This is a genomic window from Clostridium estertheticum (assembly GCF_018861295.1).
In the GTDB taxonomy this organism is placed as follows: domain Bacteria; phylum Bacillota; class Clostridia; order Clostridiales; family Clostridiaceae; genus Clostridium_AD; species Clostridium_AD estertheticum_D.
In genome coordinates this window covers 68,676-86,866 of record NZ_JAHLDM010000017.1, presented here as the reverse complement: position 1 = coordinate 86,866, position 18,191 = coordinate 68,676, and the positions used below count along the sequence as shown (strand labels likewise).

The 18,191-nt window shown below is 30.2% G+C and carries 15 protein-coding genes; 8 read left to right on the top strand and 7 right to left on the bottom strand.

Features of this window, described 5'->3' with window-relative positions:
- Positions 1-158 precede the first annotated feature (158 nt).
- From KPL54_RS16440 to radA, 6 genes are all read left to right on the top strand, one after another.
- Positions 159-908, top strand: a complete 750-nt coding sequence (locus KPL54_RS16440; RefSeq protein WP_216107587.1) for a hypothetical protein — start codon at positions 159-161, stop codon at positions 906-908.
- 114 nt (positions 909-1,022) lie between these two features.
- On the top strand, positions 1,023-1,634 hold the full coding sequence (locus KPL54_RS16435) for a GerMN domain-containing protein (RefSeq protein WP_216107586.1): 612 nt from the start codon (positions 1,023-1,025) through the stop codon (positions 1,632-1,634).
- Between the two features lie 756 nt (positions 1,635-2,390).
- Positions 2,391-3,734, top strand: a complete 1,344-nt coding sequence (locus tag KPL54_RS16430) for a metallophosphoesterase family protein (RefSeq protein WP_216107585.1) — start codon at positions 2,391-2,393, stop codon at positions 3,732-3,734.
- 12 nt (positions 3,735-3,746) lie between these two features.
- Entirely contained in the window at positions 3,747-6,599 is a 2,853-nt protein-coding gene (locus tag KPL54_RS16425) for an AAA family ATPase (protein WP_216107584.1), read from the top strand.
- Positions 6,600-6,722: 123 nt separating this feature from the next.
- Complete coding sequence (locus KPL54_RS16420; RefSeq protein ID WP_216107610.1) at positions 6,723-8,696, top strand: DNA topoisomerase; 1,974 nt, start codon at positions 6,723-6,725, stop codon at positions 8,694-8,696.
- A gap of 28 nt (positions 8,697-8,724) precedes the next feature.
- A complete protein-coding gene (radA, locus tag KPL54_RS16415; protein ID WP_216107583.1) occupies positions 8,725-10,107 on the top strand; it encodes a DNA repair protein RadA in 1,383 nt (460 codons plus the stop codon).
- 146 nt (positions 10,108-10,253) lie between these two features.
- On the opposite strand, the gene KPL54_RS16410 is transcribed toward radA, so the two are convergent.
- The 5 genes from KPL54_RS16410 to KPL54_RS16390 all read right to left on the bottom strand — a co-directional run bounded on the left by KPL54_RS16410 (position 10,254) and on the right by KPL54_RS16390 (position 15,707).
- Positions 10,254-11,996 (bottom strand): phosphoenolpyruvate carboxykinase, encoded by a 1,743-nt coding sequence (locus tag KPL54_RS16410; protein WP_216107582.1) that lies wholly within the window; start codon positions 11,994-11,996, stop codon positions 10,254-10,256.
- A 262-nt stretch (positions 11,997-12,258) separates the two neighbouring features.
- A complete protein-coding gene (locus KPL54_RS16405) occupies positions 12,259-13,515 on the bottom strand; it encodes a D-alanyl-D-alanine carboxypeptidase family protein (protein WP_253203503.1) in 1,257 nt (418 codons plus the stop codon).
- 156 nt (positions 13,516-13,671) lie between these two features.
- Complete coding sequence (locus tag KPL54_RS16400) at positions 13,672-14,445, bottom strand: hypothetical protein (protein WP_216107580.1); 774 nt, start codon at positions 14,443-14,445, stop codon at positions 13,672-13,674.
- A 25-nt stretch (positions 14,446-14,470) separates the two neighbouring features.
- Positions 14,471-15,325, bottom strand: a complete 855-nt coding sequence (locus KPL54_RS16395; protein ID WP_216107579.1) for an ABC transporter ATP-binding protein — start codon at positions 15,323-15,325, stop codon at positions 14,471-14,473.
- Entirely contained in the window at positions 15,315-15,707 is a 393-nt protein-coding gene (locus KPL54_RS16390; RefSeq protein WP_216107578.1) for a GntR family transcriptional regulator, read from the bottom strand. Before KPL54_RS16390 ends, KPL54_RS16395 begins: the two co-directional genes overlap by 11 nt.
- A gap of 214 nt (positions 15,708-15,921) precedes the next feature.
- Here KPL54_RS16390 and KPL54_RS16385 point away from each other — a divergent pair, with 214 nt between their 5' ends.
- Positions 15,922-16,524, top strand: a complete 603-nt coding sequence (locus KPL54_RS16385; protein ID WP_216107577.1) for an NUDIX hydrolase — start codon at positions 15,922-15,924, stop codon at positions 16,522-16,524.
- Positions 16,525-16,576: 52 nt separating this feature from the next.
- On the opposite strand, the gene KPL54_RS16380 is transcribed toward KPL54_RS16385, so the two are convergent.
- Positions 16,577-16,927 (bottom strand): hypothetical protein, encoded by a 351-nt coding sequence (locus KPL54_RS16380; RefSeq protein ID WP_216107576.1) that lies wholly within the window; start codon positions 16,925-16,927, stop codon positions 16,577-16,579.
- Positions 16,928-16,981: 54 nt separating this feature from the next.
- Positions 16,982-17,338: a winged helix-turn-helix transcriptional regulator gene (locus KPL54_RS16375; RefSeq protein ID WP_253203502.1), complete on the bottom strand. Its 357-nt coding sequence runs from the start codon at positions 17,336-17,338 to the stop codon at positions 16,982-16,984.
- A gap of 187 nt (positions 17,339-17,525) precedes the next feature.
- Between KPL54_RS16375 and KPL54_RS16370 the strand changes: the two genes are divergently transcribed.
- Positions 17,526-18,167, top strand: coding sequence for a lactate utilization protein (locus tag KPL54_RS16370; RefSeq protein ID WP_216107575.1), 642 nt, complete (start codon positions 17,526-17,528; stop codon positions 18,165-18,167).
- Positions 18,168-18,191: the final 24 nt, after the last annotated feature.

The window sequence follows — 18,191 nt, the reverse complement described above, 5'->3', positions numbered from 1 at the left end:
GTGGGATTATAAATATCCTTCTGAAGTTGTCAATGCAGCTTCTGCGAAGCTGTTGCAGCTCCGCAGGAGATGATTTAATAAAAAAATAAAGAAGCTGAAAATAGCAAAAAAATACATATTGTTTATTTTAAAGTAGCTTAGTATAAGGAAGTAGGGTAATGATAAGTGAAGGTATAAAAGATTTAAAGTATTATGACTCAGAAATAATTATAAAAAGAAATAATATAAGAGAGCTATTCATTAGTAAATCTAAAAATGTAAAAACAGGTGATATACAATGTATGTCAAATGATGACCTGAAAATTTTATTCCACTTATATGATGAAGAATTCTTTAATTTTTATTTTAGAAGAAAATTTAATGGGACTTTAAAATTTTCGTTATCTACAAGGATGACGTCAGCTGCAGGAAAAACTATATATAGTAGGAAAATAAAACTATTAGAAGAATCAGAAGAAACATATGAAATTAGAATGGGCATAAAATTCTTTTTTCAGTATTATAAGGTTGAAAGAGACAAGATTGTATCGGGAATTAAAACAAAAGATTCATTAGAGGCATTTCAAATAGTATTTGAACATGAATTATGCCATTTGATTGAGTTACATCTTTACAAAGAATCTAGTTGCAAAAAGATTAGGTTTAAAACTATGGTTTATAATATGTTTGCTCATACAGATGTGGTTCATCAATTGCCAAGTCAAAAGGAAATAATATCAGAAAAATATGGATTGATAATAGGACAAAAGGTAAGTTTTTTGAATGATGGTACTAAATATAATGGTTTCATATATAAAATTAATAAAAGAGCAACAGTTATGGTAAAGGATAATAAAGGAACCTATAGAGATGAAATAGGTAATAAGTATTCTAAGTGGTATGTACAATTTGGAAAACTTAACTATTAGAAAGATAAATACTTTATTTTATAATATATGATATAATCTAGTAATAATTGATAATAAAATTTTAAATTATCTTTAACAAAATTAATATAATACTTTAATAGGAAGGTGACAAAAATGAAAAAATTTCTTTCAGTAATATTATGTAGTGTAGTTGTCTTTACATTAGCTGCTTGTGGGAAAACTGAGGTAAAAGACACTGCCACAAAAAGCGAAGTAAAAGAAGAATCAACAGTTGCAACTAAAGTAGAAAAACCAGCAGCATCTACAGTGACTCCTACAGTGAAACCAGCAGTTAAAAATGAAGACATAAAAAGTAGAGAAGTCGTATTGTATTTTAGTGATGACCAAGCTATGTACTTTGTTGGAGAAAAAAGAACCATAACATCACCTACAGCTAAGTCAATTGTAGAGGAATTAGTAAAGGGACCAGCTACTAAAAGTGGTAGCACAGCAAAATCATATGCAACATTGCCTACAAGTCTACAAGTGTCAGATGTGCAAATTAAGGAAAAAACAGCTTATGTTAATTTAAAAGGTGAACTAAAGGTAAAAGGATCAGCAGGAGAACAAATGGCTTTATTTTCAATAGTTAATACATTAGTTTTAGATAAGGAATTAGGCGTTACAAAGGTTCAATTTCTTCTTGCCGGAGAAAAGGTTAAGACTATTGGTGGTCAATATGATGTTAGTGAACCTATGAGTGAAAATAAAGAAATGATGAAATAATACAAAATAGGTAACAATATTATAGTTTTTGTAAAATGTTAAAGGCAAGTTTTATACTAGGTACAATTAAATAAATAACAAAACAATATGCTAGTCTATTTGTTTTGTTGTTTGTTTTTATGTACCTAAAAACTTGCCTTTTACCCTAGGGATTTTTTGACAACCTAAAATGATCTTCACTACAACCCATACACATACTTACACACCCATATTATATCTTTCGACAACATACAAGCATTACAGCACATGCATACATCTTTGCTCGACAATACGGAACCCCTTGGGAGCTAAAAATAATCTCTCGACCAAGAAAAACCCCTAGTTTTATAAAGATGAATATAAACAATAAAAAACAATGCTAGTTTATTTCATGTGCCTTAATAAAACCTGCGGAGACCCATATTATCTTAGCTCGAACATTACACATTCGGGAGAACCATATATATACAGTTAGGCACATATACAGCTGTTAAGAACCCATAATAATCTTCCCGCTGGCATATAAAAAACCTTAACAGATCTCATATACACCTTTGGCCGAACACTCTAAAGCTATTTCAGCCTACAAGCACTCTAGGCTCAACCATTTTAAATCATCTACTAACATTATTGTATGCTCTTTTTAATTTATTATACTATTAGGTCTTATAAAAAAATAACTAGTTAAAAGACTAGCTTTTTTTCGTTGCTTGGAAATTGTAATTATATATACTTTTGATTTTTATGGTAAAATATATAATAGGTGGTGGAGAGATAATGAGTGGAACATTTCGATTTATTCATGTATCAGACTTGCATTTAGGATCATTTCTTAATATAAATGGAAAACCACAAGAAAATTTACAAGAATTGTGTAAAGGCGCTGTATATGATGGTTTCGAAAGGATTTGCCTCAGGGCTATTTCATTAAAGGTGGATTTTATATTAATTTGTGGAGATGTTTATGACAGCCATTTAAGGTCGGTAAGAGGAAATAAAATTTTTATAGATCAATGTGCACATTTAGGTCAAAAAAATATAAATGTATATGTAATTTACGGTAATCATGATGTTATGAATGGTGATGAGGAATTGTTTGCTTTGCCTCCTAACTTACATATCATAAGCTCTGAAAAAACAGAAGTTTTTGAGGTATATAAAGAAGATAAAGTTATTTCAAAAATCATAGGAAAATCCTATAAACATCGATCTGAAAAAGAAAAATCTTACGAAAATTATTTATTAGATAATGATGTTTTTAATATTGCAATGTTACACACTGCTTTAGAGGGAGATAATAAAAATTATATTCCTTGTACTTTAAATGATCTTAAGAGTATTTCGAATATTGATTATTGGGCATTAGGACATATTCATAAACAAAGTATTATAAATGATACCAAACCTATAATAGCCTTTTCTGGAATCCCACAAGGGCGTGATATGGGAGAGCAGGGAATGGGCGGTGTTTATTTCGTCGAAGTAAACAAAAAAGAGGTTGTGCATATGGAGTTTTTACCTATATCAACAGTTGTGTATAAGAAGGTAGTGATAACAATCGCGGATGATAAAAAGATACAAAATTATAGTGATTTGCTCCTAGTTATTAATGATGAACTAAGTAGTTTATCATATGAATTTCCTGAGATTTCAAGTGGAGTAAAATCATCGAATGTGGAATTATTAGATGATTTTAAAGGATATATTATTCGATTGGTTATAAGAGGAAAAACCGATATGCATAATAAGATAACTAATATGACAGAGGACGATTATAAACAGTTTTTAGAAAATATAAATGAAGAAACAAGTTCGCAGAAGTATTTTATATGGGTAGATTCTATAATATTTAGGACATCGATGGTTCAAAATTTTGAAGAGCTTAAATTACAAAATCCTATTTTTAATGATTTAGAAGAGGTAATTGGATTATATACTACGGATTCTGAGCTTAAGAATGAACTTGTGAAAAATTGGGGATCAATTTGGAAGAAGCAAATATTTACGGAAAATATAGAGGCCGATAAATTCGATTTTGATGAAGAAACGATTCTGGATATTATATCACAAGCTAGAGAACTACTTATCGAAAAATTAACAGAGGTTTTGGAAATAATGTAGGGTGGTGATAATTTGAAAATAACACAGCTAGATATTAGGGATTTCGGAGTCTTTCAAGGCGAAAAATTGGAAGAATTGGGGAATGGAATTATAGTTGTTGGTGGGGCAAATAGGTCTGGTAAAACTACATTGATGCAAATACTTAGAAATATACCTTTTGGGTTTTCAAAAGGTAGCGAGTTACCACCGCCTAAATTCCAATATGATGTAAGATGTGATTTAAGTTCAGATAATGGAGAAGAAGTAAATGTACTCTTAAAAGGGTTTAGTAATCCAGAGGTAGTTTACAAAAATGCTGAGGTTAAAGCCTCCAATAAAGGATTATATGATATAGATAAGGGAACCTACAAAGAATTGTTTACAATAAGTCTTGATGAGCTAAATAAGAGTTCAGATAAGGAAGATAGTAATTTACAATCAATGCTTCTAGGGGCTGGGTTTAAGCATATTGTTAAGATTCCTGGGGTTGTTAAAGAATTAAGACAAAAGGCTAATGTTATTGGCGGAACTAGGGGAAATCCTGCTACTAAAATGTTTAAACCATTTGAGGAGAATATTAGAAAAGGTTTAGAGGGAAGAAAAAGATCTACGCTTCTTTTAACATCTTATATGCAAAAGAAAAACAGTTTGTCACGTCTTGAGGATAATATAATTTTAAAGGAAAAGCAGCTTCTAAAAAGTGATAATAATATAATTAAATTAGAACTTTTAAAGCATAATTATGAGCTTAATGAAAAAAAGAAGAATCTTATAACAGAAATTCAAACTTATTCTTTTGGACCTGATTATGTAAAAGAATATAATATAGAAGGAGCGGAAAACTTAAAAATTCAATATATTAAAGAATTAGAGGAGTATAATAACGATAATTATGAATTCCAAAGGGAAACATCTAAGGAAAAACTTGTTAAGGTGATTTTAATGGAAAATAAAAGATTGATTATTAGCTATTATAATGGAATATCAGGAATTAAGGAGATAATCAAGAATCTTATTTGTGTTAAAACTGAATACTATGAAAAAACTGGAACGATAATGAATAAGATAAAAAAAGCTAACGATAACTGGACGAAGTTTGATGATGTTACAAAAGTTTGTTGTGATGAGATGCAACAGCATATTTTGAATCAAAACATTGAAAAGTATAAAAAGATAAAGGTTGATAAAATAAATCTTGATAAAAAAATAGAAGACTCAAAAATGCACAGAGATATTTTAGAAAAACAAATAGTACCTCGAGATGCTATAACCTATATGAAAAAATATTTGTATATCACAATGTTATTTATGATTATAGGGTTAGTACTATTTTTTATAGATAAGATGCTTGGGTGCTCAATAATAATAATTGGAGCATTAGGTACAGCTTTATATTTGTTTATAAATTATTCTAATAGAAAATTAATTGCGGTTAGAAATGCAGAAATTAAAACGCAGATTGATAACATAATAATAAATTCTAAAAATAATTCCCAGGAAATAAAAAAGGTAGATGCAAACTTAATAGAGCTAAATAACATAATGGATGAGTATAGGGATATTCTAAAACTTGACGAGCAGGTTTCGGTTGATGGAATCAAAGATTATTTTAAAACAGTAGCTTATTTAAAGGATGAGATATTTGAGTATTATCTATTAAAGAAAAAATTAATGAATCAGTTTGATGATCTTTGTAAAACTTTAAATAACATTGACAATATAATTAATAAATTTACTTTTTTTAATGCTAAGAGCTTAGAGGGAATAAGTTCGCCCAAAATATGTTTAGACAATATAGAAAGTATTTGTAGTGACTTATTATTAAAAATAGAAACCTTACATAAAAATTTGATTTTTTTAGAGAAAGCTGATATGAGTTTTTCAAAACTTAAAACATTAGAGAATGAAATATTAGATTTTCTTTGTGAAAAGGATACAGAAAATATAATTTCAGATATAGAAAAGTATATTAATCATGGAGAAAAGTATAAAAGATATAGAAAACAACAAGATGAATTTAAGATTATACAAGAAAAATTGTTGCAATCAGTAAAGAGCCATCGTATAAAAGATATACTACATAATGAAAGGCATGATGCTTTACAAACTGATAATGAAAATCAAAATTTATTAAATATCCTTCAAGAGTTATATAATCAGTATATTAGCATTGATGAGCTTAATTATGATTATAAAGTTTCAAGCAATGAAAATAAAGAATTAATTAGGGAACTGGATATTTTAAAGAATGAAAAACAGACATCAAAAGATGAGGTTGCGGCTTTAAATTCAGATGAGATGTTATTGCAGTATGAGAAAGATATTATAGAAGCAAGAGGTAAGCTAAGACCACTTGCAGAGAAGTATGCCGTTTATAATACGGCAGCCTTATTTCTAGAGAAAATCAGAGAAAGATTTTTAGAAAATACAAAGGATAAGTTATTAAAAGGAGCTAGTAATATCTTAAGTGAAATAACATCTGGTGAATATAAAGATATTATGCCGCGTGACAATTTAATGCAGGGAGACTTTAAAACAAAATTATCGGATGAGAGTATAAAGGAGAGTTCAAAAGAGTTAAGTCGTGGCACAAAAGAGCAATTATTTTTGGCAGTTCGTATAAGTAGAATAAAAGAAATTAAGGAAAAGTTGCCAGTGATTTTTGACGATTCATTTGTTAACTTTGATATAGCGCATACAAAAAATACAGTTAAAGCTTTAGTAGAATTATCAAAAACAAATCAAGTTTTTGTCCTTACTTGTCATGCAACCCTGGTAGAGATAATAATGGCGAAGGCTTCTAATGCCGTATATTTTAAATTAGAAAAGGGTAGATTTACAAAAAGTCCAGGTGAGAATTTAAAAGAATACCTTAAAGAACTGTAAGGTAGATTTAAATTTCTTTGAGATAGGGGCATAAAAATGGTATAATAGATTGCTAAAAGCAATTATTAGAGGCATTTATAACAGGGTTATTATTGCAATTAAATGGAAAGTGAAGTGGTAGTTATTAGTAAGGCGTTATTTATTACAGAAAAACCAAGTGTCGCTGCGGAGTTTGCCAAAGCCTTAAAAATAAATGGTAGAAAGTCAGATGGATTTATAGAGTCTGACAAAGCTGTAGTAACATGGTGTGTGGGACATCTTGTTACAATGAGTTATCCAGAAAAATATGATATGAAACTTAAAAAATGGTCTTTAAATACTTTACCATTTTTACCTAAAGCATATAAATATGAAGTTATAGACGGAGTTAAAAAACAATTTAATATAGTCAAAAGTCAATTAGTTCGCCAAGATATTGATAGAATATATGTTTGTACAGATTCAGGAAGGGAAGGCGAGTACATTTACAGATTGGTAGATGAAATGGCAGGGTGTCCTGATAAGCAAAAACGAAGAGTGTGGATAGATTCACAAACAGAAGCCGAGATTATTCGCGGTGTTAAAGAGGCAAAGGATTTAAGCGCATATGATAATTTATCGGAAGCGGCTTATTTAAGAGCAAAAGAGGATTATTTAATGGGAATCAATTTTTCAAGGCTTTTAAGTTTAGTCTATGGAAAAGTTGTAAGCAATTATCTTGGAAAAAGTTATATAGTTATCGCTGTTGGACGAGTAATGTCCTGTGTTCTTGGGATGGTTGTCCAAAGAGAAAGGGAAGTTCGAGAGTTTACAGTTACTCCTTTTTATAGAATTATTGGAAGCTTTAATGTAAGTGAGGACTGTAATTATGATGGAGAATGGAAAGCAGTAGAGGGTTCAAAGTATTTTGAATCACCTATTCTATATAACGAGGGTGGATTTAAGACCCAGGAAGATGCTGAAAAGTTAATAGGAGAGCTAAGAGATTCTAGTATTGATAATAATGTTTTGGTTGAAAATATTTCTAAGAAAAAAGAAAATAAAAATGCACCATTACTTTTTAATTTAGCAGAAATGCAAAATGAATGTTCTAAGAAATTTAAAATAAATCCAGAGCAAACCCTTAGCCTCATTCAAGCTTTATATGAGAAAAAAATGCTTACATATCCAAGAACTGATGCTAGGGTATTGTCTACAGCGATATCAAAAGAAATAGATCAGAATATAAGAAAATTAATGAAATTAAATGGAAATACAGAGATTAATAATATAGCTAAGAATATTATAGAAAAAAAATGGTATAGTGGTATTGCTAAAACAAAGTATGTTGATGATAGCAAGGTAACAGATCATTATGCTATTATCCCAACAGGTGAAGGACTTCAAAATTATTCATCATTAAAGGAAATGGAAAAGAAAGTGTATAATTTAGTGCTAAGACGGTTTCTTGCAATATTTTATCCACCGGCTGTGTACAACAAAGTTTCTGTTATAACAAAGATAAATAAGGAAAGATTTTTTACGTCAGATAAGGTTTGTGTTGAACTTGGTTACTTGGAGGTTCTAAAACCTGATAATGAAAGCAATGATAGAGAAAGTACAAATATGAAATTTCTAAGTCTGCTAAAAAAAGGACAGACGGTGACACTTAAAGAATTAGTAGTTAAAGAAGGTAAGACATCACCTCCTAAAAGATTTACTACAGGTTCGATAATTATAGCCATGGAAAATGCAGGTAAACTTATTGAAGATGAAGAGCTAAGAGAGCATATAAAAGGCTCTGGTATCGGTACAAGTGCCACGCGCTCAGGAATTTTAACAAAGCTTGAAAAAATAGAATATATTAAATCTAATAATAAAACTCAAGTGGTTATGCCTACATTACTTGGAGAAATTATCTTCGATGTAGTTAAAAATTCTATCCCTACTCTTTTAAATCCAGAATTAACAGCAAGTTGGGAAAAAGGATTAACAATGGTTACTCAAAGTGAAATAGCTGGTGATATATACATGGATAAACTTGAAAATTATATAGTTAAAAATACTGATAGAGTACTTCAACTAAATAATGGATTGCGGCTTAAGAGTAAATTTGATATGGCAAGTGAATTTTACTAATATGACAATTAAAGGGAGATGGCTCTGATTGGCAAAAGATAAAATAATCTATGTTTGTAAAGAGTGTGGGTCACATGCTCCAAAATGGATGGGTAAATGTAGTGATTGTGGTGCATGGAATTCATATGAAGAAAAACTTGTTAAGGCGACTTCTTCTAAACAAAATACTTTAAATAGTTTGGTAGCTGCAACTAAACCTACAAAACTAAAGGCGGTGCTTCAGTCTAACAGTGATAGAATAATTACTGGAGTCTCAGAGTTTGACAGAGTTATGGGTGGAGGAATAGTTAGAGATAGTGTTACTATTATATCGGCTCCACCAGGGGCTGGAAAATCTACACTTCTGCTACAACTCGCAAATTCACTTTCATTAAAAGAATATAAAATTTTATATGCGTCTGGAGAGGAAAGTAAAAGCCAAATTAAAAATAGAGCTGACCGAACAGTAAAAGAAATAGCGGATAATTTTTGGGTTGTTTCGGATACAAAGTTAGATGAAATAATACAACATATAGAAACAGTCGATGCGGATTTAATAATACTTGATAGTATTCAAACATTTACTTTGGACGAATATTCAAGTTCCAGGGCAGGTTCACCTACTCAAGTAATTGAATGTGCAACAGCGTTAAAGAATATAGCTAAAAATCCTGATAGACCAAGAGCTGTTTTTCTGGTTGGGCAAATGACAAAGGCCGATGAGATGGCAGGACCACGAATACTTGAGCATTTAGTAGACACTGTATTATATCTTGAAGGAGAAGATGGGGAAGAACTAAAACACTTGGTAAGTAAGAAAAATCGTTTTGGAAATACAGAAGAAAGTGGCATGTTTAGGCTTTCAGATGTAGGAATGGAAGAGATTACTGACCCTTCTGAGTTTTTTATGACCAAAAGAAATGAGTTAGTTCCAGGAAGTGCTTTAGCGGTTATAAAGGATGGAACAAGACCCATTGTTATAGAAATAGAAAGTCTTGTATCTAAATCTTTTACTCCTTACCCAAGCAGGCTAAGTGAATGTTTTGCAAGGAAGGAACAACTGGGAACCCTTATTTCTATTCTTGAAGAAAGGGGAGGAATAGGGCTTTATGATAAGAACGTTATTATAAAAGCAACAGGCGGTCTTAAACTAACTGAAACATCGGTCAATCTTGCTGTAGTTATGAGCATAGCATCCTCATCGCTAAACCACGGAATAGCTACAGACACAGTATTTATTGGAGAACTCGGTTTAACCGGTGAATTAAAAAAAGTCCCATCTCTAGAACAAAGATTAAAAGAAGTAGACAGGATGGGTTTTAAAAAGGCATACATACCTCAAAATTGTTTAAAAGCGGGGGTTAAATTTAAAAACTTGAAGATTATACCATGTAAAAAACTAACAGATGTTATAACAAAAGAATTCAAATAATAACGAAAAGGCCACTGAAATATTTACATAAATTTCAGTGGCTTTTCCACATAATTACTATTTGTCTTAATAGGCTGCGGGTTTTCCAAATATTAAATTCAAAGGATAGGTACCACATCTGCAGCCTACCGGCTAAAAGATCTTTTTTATTTTATAATTAATTCAAATAATTTTTTAGCAGCCTTTTTAGGACCATCTTTTTCTTGTCCTTTAACTCCCAGTGATGTTCTAATTTGTCCAACTTTTACTCCTGTTTTGAAAAGGTCCTCAAAATATTTATCTATAAGAACATTTACTAGTTCTTGTTTTTGTACAGGGCCAAATGGATTTGCAAAATAAGATGTTACAAGGCCTAATTCGGTTGTAGTACCTTTTGCCATTCTAGCGCCTCTTTTGCAAACATCTATTGCATCTTTTGCATTTGTAAAGAAACTAATTTCTCCCATACCATCTTTTACTTCTTCATAATTATTTGCATAAAGGAATAAATCTATAGGGTAACCCTTAATAATATCTTTATAGCTTGCTACTGGCATAACAAGTCTTGCGTTAATTTTATCGGGATTCATAAATATACTTCTATCTATTTCTTTAAAAGCATAACCTGCATCTAAATCATCAAGTCTTACGAATGCTCCTATTTCAGTTCCAAAGGCTAGTGGTTTTGAACCTTCTTTTAAAGTTAAGTAACCCATATCATCAAATACTATGGTCATATCGCTTATATAATCTTCACTTAAACTTCTAAAAGCTTCTAAACTTTCAGATTTACCAGCACCGCTATCACCCATAATAACAACATTAGCGCTGTTACCATTATTCATAATAATGTGTACCATCGCACCATGAATTGGCAGTGAACCTCGTTTAATCATTATTAAATTATGAAGGGTTAAGGCCATCTTTTTTACATATCCAAAGTAATCTATTTCGTCACCATAATTTATATATCCAAGCATAATATCATTTTGCTTATCGTCATAAAATACTGTTTTGACGTCAGGGGCAGAATCTTTGGCACCGAAAACAAAAACTATATCTGGTTTAATATCTCTATACTCTTTTTCTTTTGCCATTTCGAATAAGTTACAAAGGGTTATTGCATGAGCCATAAAATCTCTGTGAACATAAATGAATGCAAGTAGTGTACCTATCTTAGCTGGATAGCAAAACCAATGGTCTGGGGTTATAGTACAATTTTTTAATGGGTTTTCAAAACATTCATCAAAAATTCCATCACGTGTATTCTTTTTAGGGTAACTTATATAAGGTAAATCTAGAATTATTGCATCAATAAATGGAACATTTTTCAATTGTTCATATCCTAAAGGCATTGGCCAATTTATAGTATTAACAATTAAACCAGCATTACCACCTGCGGGTAATTGTCTGTAAACTTTAGGTTTATAACCAACAACATTTTCTTCGATTTTTCTATATAAATCAAGTATAAGCATTGAAAAACCATTATTAGCTTCAACAAAACTTGTTTTTTCTATACCCTCATTTATTTTATTGTTGTGAATTACAGTATATCTTTCAAGTTTTCTCCAAAAACTATAGAAGTCTTCTACAAAATCTATAAAAGTACTTTTATTATTTATAAGAGAACTATATTTAGTATTTAAATCTACAATTTCATTTACATTTAGTACTGATAGGAGTTTAAATAAATGTATTATTAAAACATCTAAATCCTCAGTTTCTGTGTGTGTGTTTTCTATCAAATATTTGTATATATTTGATTTCTTCTTTTTGATTTTCTTGAGATAAGCGTTAAAAACTCTTCTGAATCCAACACTTTCTAATAATTTAACAGGAGTATTACAATATTTTGCAGTAAAATTTATCATTACTTTTTCATTACTTAGGGAAAATTCTTTTCTCAAGTTGACACCTCCACGTATGATTACGTAATTATTTTGATAATTGAAATACATATTGGTGAAAATTATCATAAACATCAATATATAATCGAATACAATATTATAATACTATAAAAGTGATATATTGACAATACTGGAATTGCAAAACACTATTTTAGAAGGTTGAATTTTAGAAAACATAAAGAGGGTATATGAAAAATTATAACTATATTTTAAAAGGGATTATATTAACTAAAAAGTTAATATAATCCCTTTTGTAAATGTACTAGTATCTTATTCTTCTACCACTGCGATTTTTGCGTTTACGAATAGAAGATATTAATATGAGAACTAATACTATAATAGCAATTAGTACAACCGCAATTGCAGCATAGATAATTATATTATCTTTGAGTATAGTAGCTTTTGAAACCATTGGATATAATTTATAAGTTTTAACATAATCCTTTTGTTTAACAACTAAAGTTCCAATAGAGGTTTTTTTATTAAGTTTCCATGGCTTTATAGGATCGACTTTAATGGTAGTTTCTCGTTTGACATCATTTTTATAAAAAGTCACATCTTCTTTTGAGTCTAGTGGTATACTAATTGTTTTTGTTGGTCCTATAAATGGAATAACTTTGTAGGGTACAGATATTATTGTTTTAATAACAGTATCTTTTTTTGTAGTTACTTCTTTTTTAGCAGCATAACTATAATTAATAAGTTTGGTCATGTCATCAAAAACTATTGTATCTTTTGGTAGGTTATATGTAGAATTCATAACGACACCCAAAATATGGCGACCATTACGTTCATATATAGAAATTAGGCATCTTCCAGCCTTTATTGTATATCCAGTTTTACCGCCTACGTTACCAGCTATGCCAAGCAGTTTATTTCTGTTAGTAACAGTAGCAACAGGTCCATTAGCAGATTTAATTACACTTGTTTTTTTACCCATAGATTTCTTTACCCAAGCATTTTTATAAGCAGCTCTGCCTGCGAGAGTTAAGTCGTAAGGCGTTGTAAAATGCTTATCATTTGCATCATCCAAACCATTTGGGGTGATAAAATGAGAACCTGTCATTCCGAGTTTTGCGGCTTTATCATTCATCATTTTAGCAAAATTAACTGGAGTTCCACCAACGTTATCAGCAATCATATAAGCAATATCATTTCCAGAATAAAGAAGAAGTCCATCCATTACATTATCAGCGGACATTGTATCTCCAATAGCTACGGGATGAATATTTAGGTTATAAGAGTATGGTGGTTGCGCCTTTGCATTCTTAGTGTATTTTAAGTTGTCCGTTGTGGTCTTATTTTCAGCAAGTAGCAAAGCTGTAATAAGCTTTGTAATGCTCGCAGGGTACATCTTATTATCAATGTTTTTTGCGTAAATAATTTCATTAGTGTCCATATCTACAGAGATTGCAGCTTTACCATCTAATTCTGGTGGGTTAGTAGCGGCAAAAATTGTTGTAGAAAAGACTAAAGTAAAGAGCAGTGTAAATAATAAAAGTCGGTTTCTTCTTTTCAATTTCATCTCTCCAATTTAATTAAATTTTATATTTATATATGAGTAAATACAAGCATAAGTATAGCATTTTAATTTATGAAGAACAAGGTAGATTGTTTAATGAAGAAGAAAAAACACCTGTGTCTGAAAATGATTACTATTTTTATGAGTGACTAATTAGTAGCCTTTGCTAGAGGCTGATTTACCAACATATAATTTATAGCCTATTAAAACCGAAGTAATGCTTATTATAACTGTCGCAATAGCTATGGAAAGCAAGATTGTACTTGAGTGAGGCATGATAGAAAAACTTTCAAGAAACTCTACTTTACCAGTGATCGGGAATATAGGCATACTAAGTTTTAAAAAAAACAAAAGTCCATAACCAATTGTAGTAAATCCTGCAAAAGTTAAGAGTCTGTTTTTTTTGTGTTTAATAAAAGTAATTGAAACGCCTACAAAAACAATTATTAATAATATGCATAACATTAACACATCGCCTTTTGTTGTATCTATTACTTCTTGTAAGATTGATTCGGAAGGTAATTTAATAGTACCTTGAGAGCTAGTAAGAGATATAATCCCAATAATTGTACCTATTAGCACAGTACCAAAAATATAAATCATAATATACATTATAAATATCATTACTATTGGAAGTAGAAACATATTTAATGCTACATATTTTCGGCTTACCGGAACAGTTTCAAACAGTCTATGGTCACCGTGAAATATTCTATTAATCATCCATAAACTTATTATAGGTAGAGTAAAAGGTATAAAAGTACTTGAACTCATTGTGTCTCCAAAGAATAAAGATATATTCATAAACACTATCATAGTGAAAGCAAGACAATAAAGGAGTACATTAAAAAATGTTGGAGGAACAGAAGAAAATGGGGGATTCGAATTTAACAATAGTTTTTGATAAGCAATAAGTTTTTTTATCATAAAAAGCACCTCTTCCATGTTATATTTATTTTTTTGTACCCATGTAAACCATAATATCTTCAATTGTAGGTTTTGTAGTTTTAAATCCAACTATATCTTTTATATTAAAATTATTAGTACATAACCCCTGGTATCCGAAGGCTGTTTCTTTTAATCCTATAAGCTCGGATTTAATATCATCTGTCATAGCTTCTTTTTCAATATGTGCAAGGCGATAAGTATCAAGCATTTCGTCTTTACCTTTAGAAAAAATAATTTTACCATTATCAATCATTGTTATATAATCAGCAATTTTTTCAAGATCACTTGTAATATGTGTTGAAAATAGTATGGACCTATCCTCATTTTGCATAAGATCTAAAAGTAGATCAATTACATCTGCTCTTGCTATAGGATCGAGTCCTGCCGTAGGTTCATCAAGTATTATTAATTCTGGATTATGACATATAGCCATTATAATTCCAAATTTCATTTGCATACCCTTTGAGTATGTTAAGAGTTTTTTATTTGGGTCAAGCTCAAAGCGGTTCATTAGATCATTAAACTTTTTATCATCAAAGGTTTTATAAAAGGGTGATACCATTCTTTTTATTTTAGTAGGTTTGAAATTAAGAGGATAAATTAGACTGTCAAATACAACGCCTATATTTGCTTTAACTGTTTCTTCATGTCCATTCATATGAGCACCATTAAATAATACTTCTCCGCTTGTTGATTGAATTATATTAAGTATTGTTTTAATAAGCGTTGTTTTGCCTGAACCATTTTTTCCTATAAAGCCCATAATAGTTCCTTTTTCAATTGAAAGATTTATGCCACTTAAAGAAAAATCTCCTATGTGTGAATCCAAGTTATTAATTTCTAAAGCCTTATTTGTCATATTTATAGCCTCCATATATTTCATTTACAACTTCAATGATTTCCTCATGTGATAGCCCTGAAGTGTCGGCAAAGTCTTTAATTTCGAGAAGTCTTTCCCGAAGCATGTCAATATGAATTCCTTTAACTTTTTTGAGGTTAATCTCTGCTACAAAACATCCACGTCCTTGTAAGTTGATTACAATACCCTCTTTCTCAAGTTCTTCATAAGCGCGTTTTACGGTTATGATGCCCACCTTTAAATCTTTTGCCATAAGTCTTATTGAGGGCAATTGATCCTTAGATTTTATATTCCCACTGAGTACCATTTCTTTTATTTGATTCTGTATTTGTTCATATATGGGTGTTTGTGAAAGTGCTGATATAAGAATATTCGTGCACACCACCTCCTTATCTACTGTTATTATATAATAGACACAGTAGGCTGTCAATGATTTCTTTGTATTGAAATTAATTACTTTTAAATTACAATTTACAGTCAGTACTTTAATAAAACTTGCCACTTGTCATGTGGGTGGCACAAAAAAAGTCTTTTATGGTAAAATGAGTTTATAGATTCACGTGCCACGTGGTTGCTCTAGAAAGGTTGTGATTAACATGATAAATAAGGTAGAAGAAATATTTAAAGATAGAATGCCTAAAGCAATAGGGGAGTTTGATAAAAGTGCTGTTATGATATTACTAGTAGAGGATAATGATGAGTTATCTATTGTATTTGAAGTACGCGCTTTGAAATTAAGAAGTCAGCCAGGTGATGTTTGTCTGCCAGGCGGGATGGTTGAGCTAAATGAAGATCCAAGAGAAGCCGCGGTGCGAGAAACTATGGAAGAACTGAATTTGAAAAGAGATCAAATTAAAATAATTGGAGATATGGATTATTATATAAGTCCTTATGGAAATATAATGTATGCTTATGTAGGGTATCTAAAATATGGTAAAATAAACCCCAGCGAAGATGAAGTAGATCATATATTTAAAGTCCCATTAAAATTCTTTTTAGAGAGTGAGCCACTATATTATAATATGGAGATAGGACCCTTAAAACAAGAAGGTTTTCCTTTCCATTTAATTAATGGAGGAAAAAACTACAAGTTTAGAAAAGGTTTTTTAGATCAATATTTTTATGAGTATAATAACTACGTAATATGGGGCTTCACAGCTCAGATTATTAAAAGTTTTATCAAAGTATTAGAAAAATAAAGTTAAAAAAAACAGTAATAATTTAAACATTATTACTGTTTTTTAGGTTAGGTTATTTATTAGGAACAATCTTATTTTTCTTAATGAATACGAAAACACTTAATACAATAACAGCTATATAGATAAAAACATATACTATTGAAAGTAAACGTGAAGAATAGAAAAATTTCAAATAAATAAAAGCAATAATTGATGTAAGTGCCCAAAATAGAGAAATAAATGCTATTATATTATTTCTTTTTCTCCAATGCTCAGGATATTTCATAGTTCCAATAATATTTTCTCGACGTTTACTTTTAGCACCAGTGTTAATCACAAGAAATTTGTAATATAGAAAAAATATAAATTCTATTATAGAAACAACAAAAAACATATATGATAGAGATACACTAGTTATGTTCAAAAAAATCACTCCTTTTAGGAAATAATATGCCCTAAAAGTTAAAACATAACACTATTATTTTTTGTCATTTATAGATTCTTCATAATAATCTGTTCCCCATTTACACATAATGTCGAGTATTGGCATTACGCTTTTACCTTGTTTTGTTAAAGAGTATTCTACTTTTGGAGGAACCTCGGCATATACTTTTCTATGAACCATTTCGTATGCTTCTAATTCCCTAAGTTGTTGTGTTAACATTTTTTGCGTTATTACACCCATGGATCGCTTTAATTCACTAAACCTTAATACGCCGTTATTAGCTAATCTCCAAAGAATTATTGGCTTCCATTTACCACCTATAATATCTAATGTTAATTCTATAGCACAACTATATTCTTTGTTATTTATTTTCATTATTTTATCGCTCATAAATACCTCCTGTATTTCTTATTGTAAATTTAGTAATATATAGCAATTTAGGATATTAGGTCACTTAGGATACTAAGTAACTTATAAGTTAGTACTTGTTTAAAAAACATCTAGTATGTACAATTATATCATTGATATATTTTATATACAATATGCCTATAAGGCATATTAAAAAAGGAGGAAAAAAATGAAAGAAATTTATAATTTACATAATGAGACTATAGGGTTAAAGGTGGTAGAAAATCTTAAAAGGAATGATTTTTCAGCTATTTATTTTAAAACAGGCGTTGAGGCATCAAAATTTATAATGGAAAATATACGTGAAGGAGATAAGGTTGGTTTTGGAGGGTCTATGACTGTAGTAAAACTCGGCATACAAGAAAAGGTAGCATCTCTTGGAGGATTTGTTCTAGATCATGGTGATCCGACTTTATCACTTGATGATAAAATGGAAACTATGAGAGGGGAACTCCTTAGTGATGTTTTTATATGTAGTTCTAATGCTGTGACAATGGATGGTGAACTTGTCAATATTGATGGTGTAGGAAATAGGATAGCCGCAATGACATTTGGACCTAAAAAAGTTATTGTTGTAGTTGGCGTTAATAAAATTTGTAAAAATGAATCTTCAGCATTTGAAAGACTAGAACAAATTGCGGCGCCAATGAATAACATGAGGTTAAAGATGCCAAATCCTTGTACTAAAACTGGTGTTTGCATGGATTGTAAAGTAGCTAGTAGAATATGTAGAGTTTACTCTGTAATTAAAAGAAGGCCTGTGAGAACAGATATGACAGTGATTTTGATTGGTGAGGAACTTGGATATTAGTGATATTTAATTATTTATAGTTAA

Bases quoted from the DNA above. Each gene is read 5' to 3' on its own strand.
- KPL54_RS16430 (WP_216107585.1), top strand. From the start codon at position 2,391: ATGAGTGGAACATTTCGATTTATTCATGTATCAGACTTGCATTTAGGA.
- KPL54_RS16435 (WP_216107586.1), top strand. From the start codon at position 1,023: ATGAAAAAATTTCTTTCAGTAATATTATGTAGTGTAGTTGTCTTTACA.
- KPL54_RS16370 (WP_216107575.1), top strand. From the start codon at position 17,526: ATGAAAGAAATTTATAATTTACATAATGAGACTATAGGGTTAAAGGTG.
- KPL54_RS16440 (WP_216107587.1), top strand. From the start codon at position 159: ATGATAAGTGAAGGTATAAAAGATTTAAAGTATTATGACTCAGAAATA.
- KPL54_RS16385 (WP_216107577.1), top strand. From the start codon at position 15,922: ATGATAAATAAGGTAGAAGAAATATTTAAAGATAGAATGCCTAAAGCA.
- KPL54_RS16400 (WP_216107580.1), bottom strand. From the start codon at position 14,445: ATGATAAAAAAACTTATTGCTTATCAAAAACTATTGTTAAATTCGAAT.
- KPL54_RS16375 (WP_253203502.1), bottom strand. From the start codon at position 17,338: ATGAGCGATAAAATAATGAAAATAAATAACAAAGAATATAGTTGTGCT.
- KPL54_RS16395 (WP_216107579.1), bottom strand. From the start codon at position 15,325: ATGACAAATAAGGCTTTAGAAATTAATAACTTGGATTCACACATAGGA.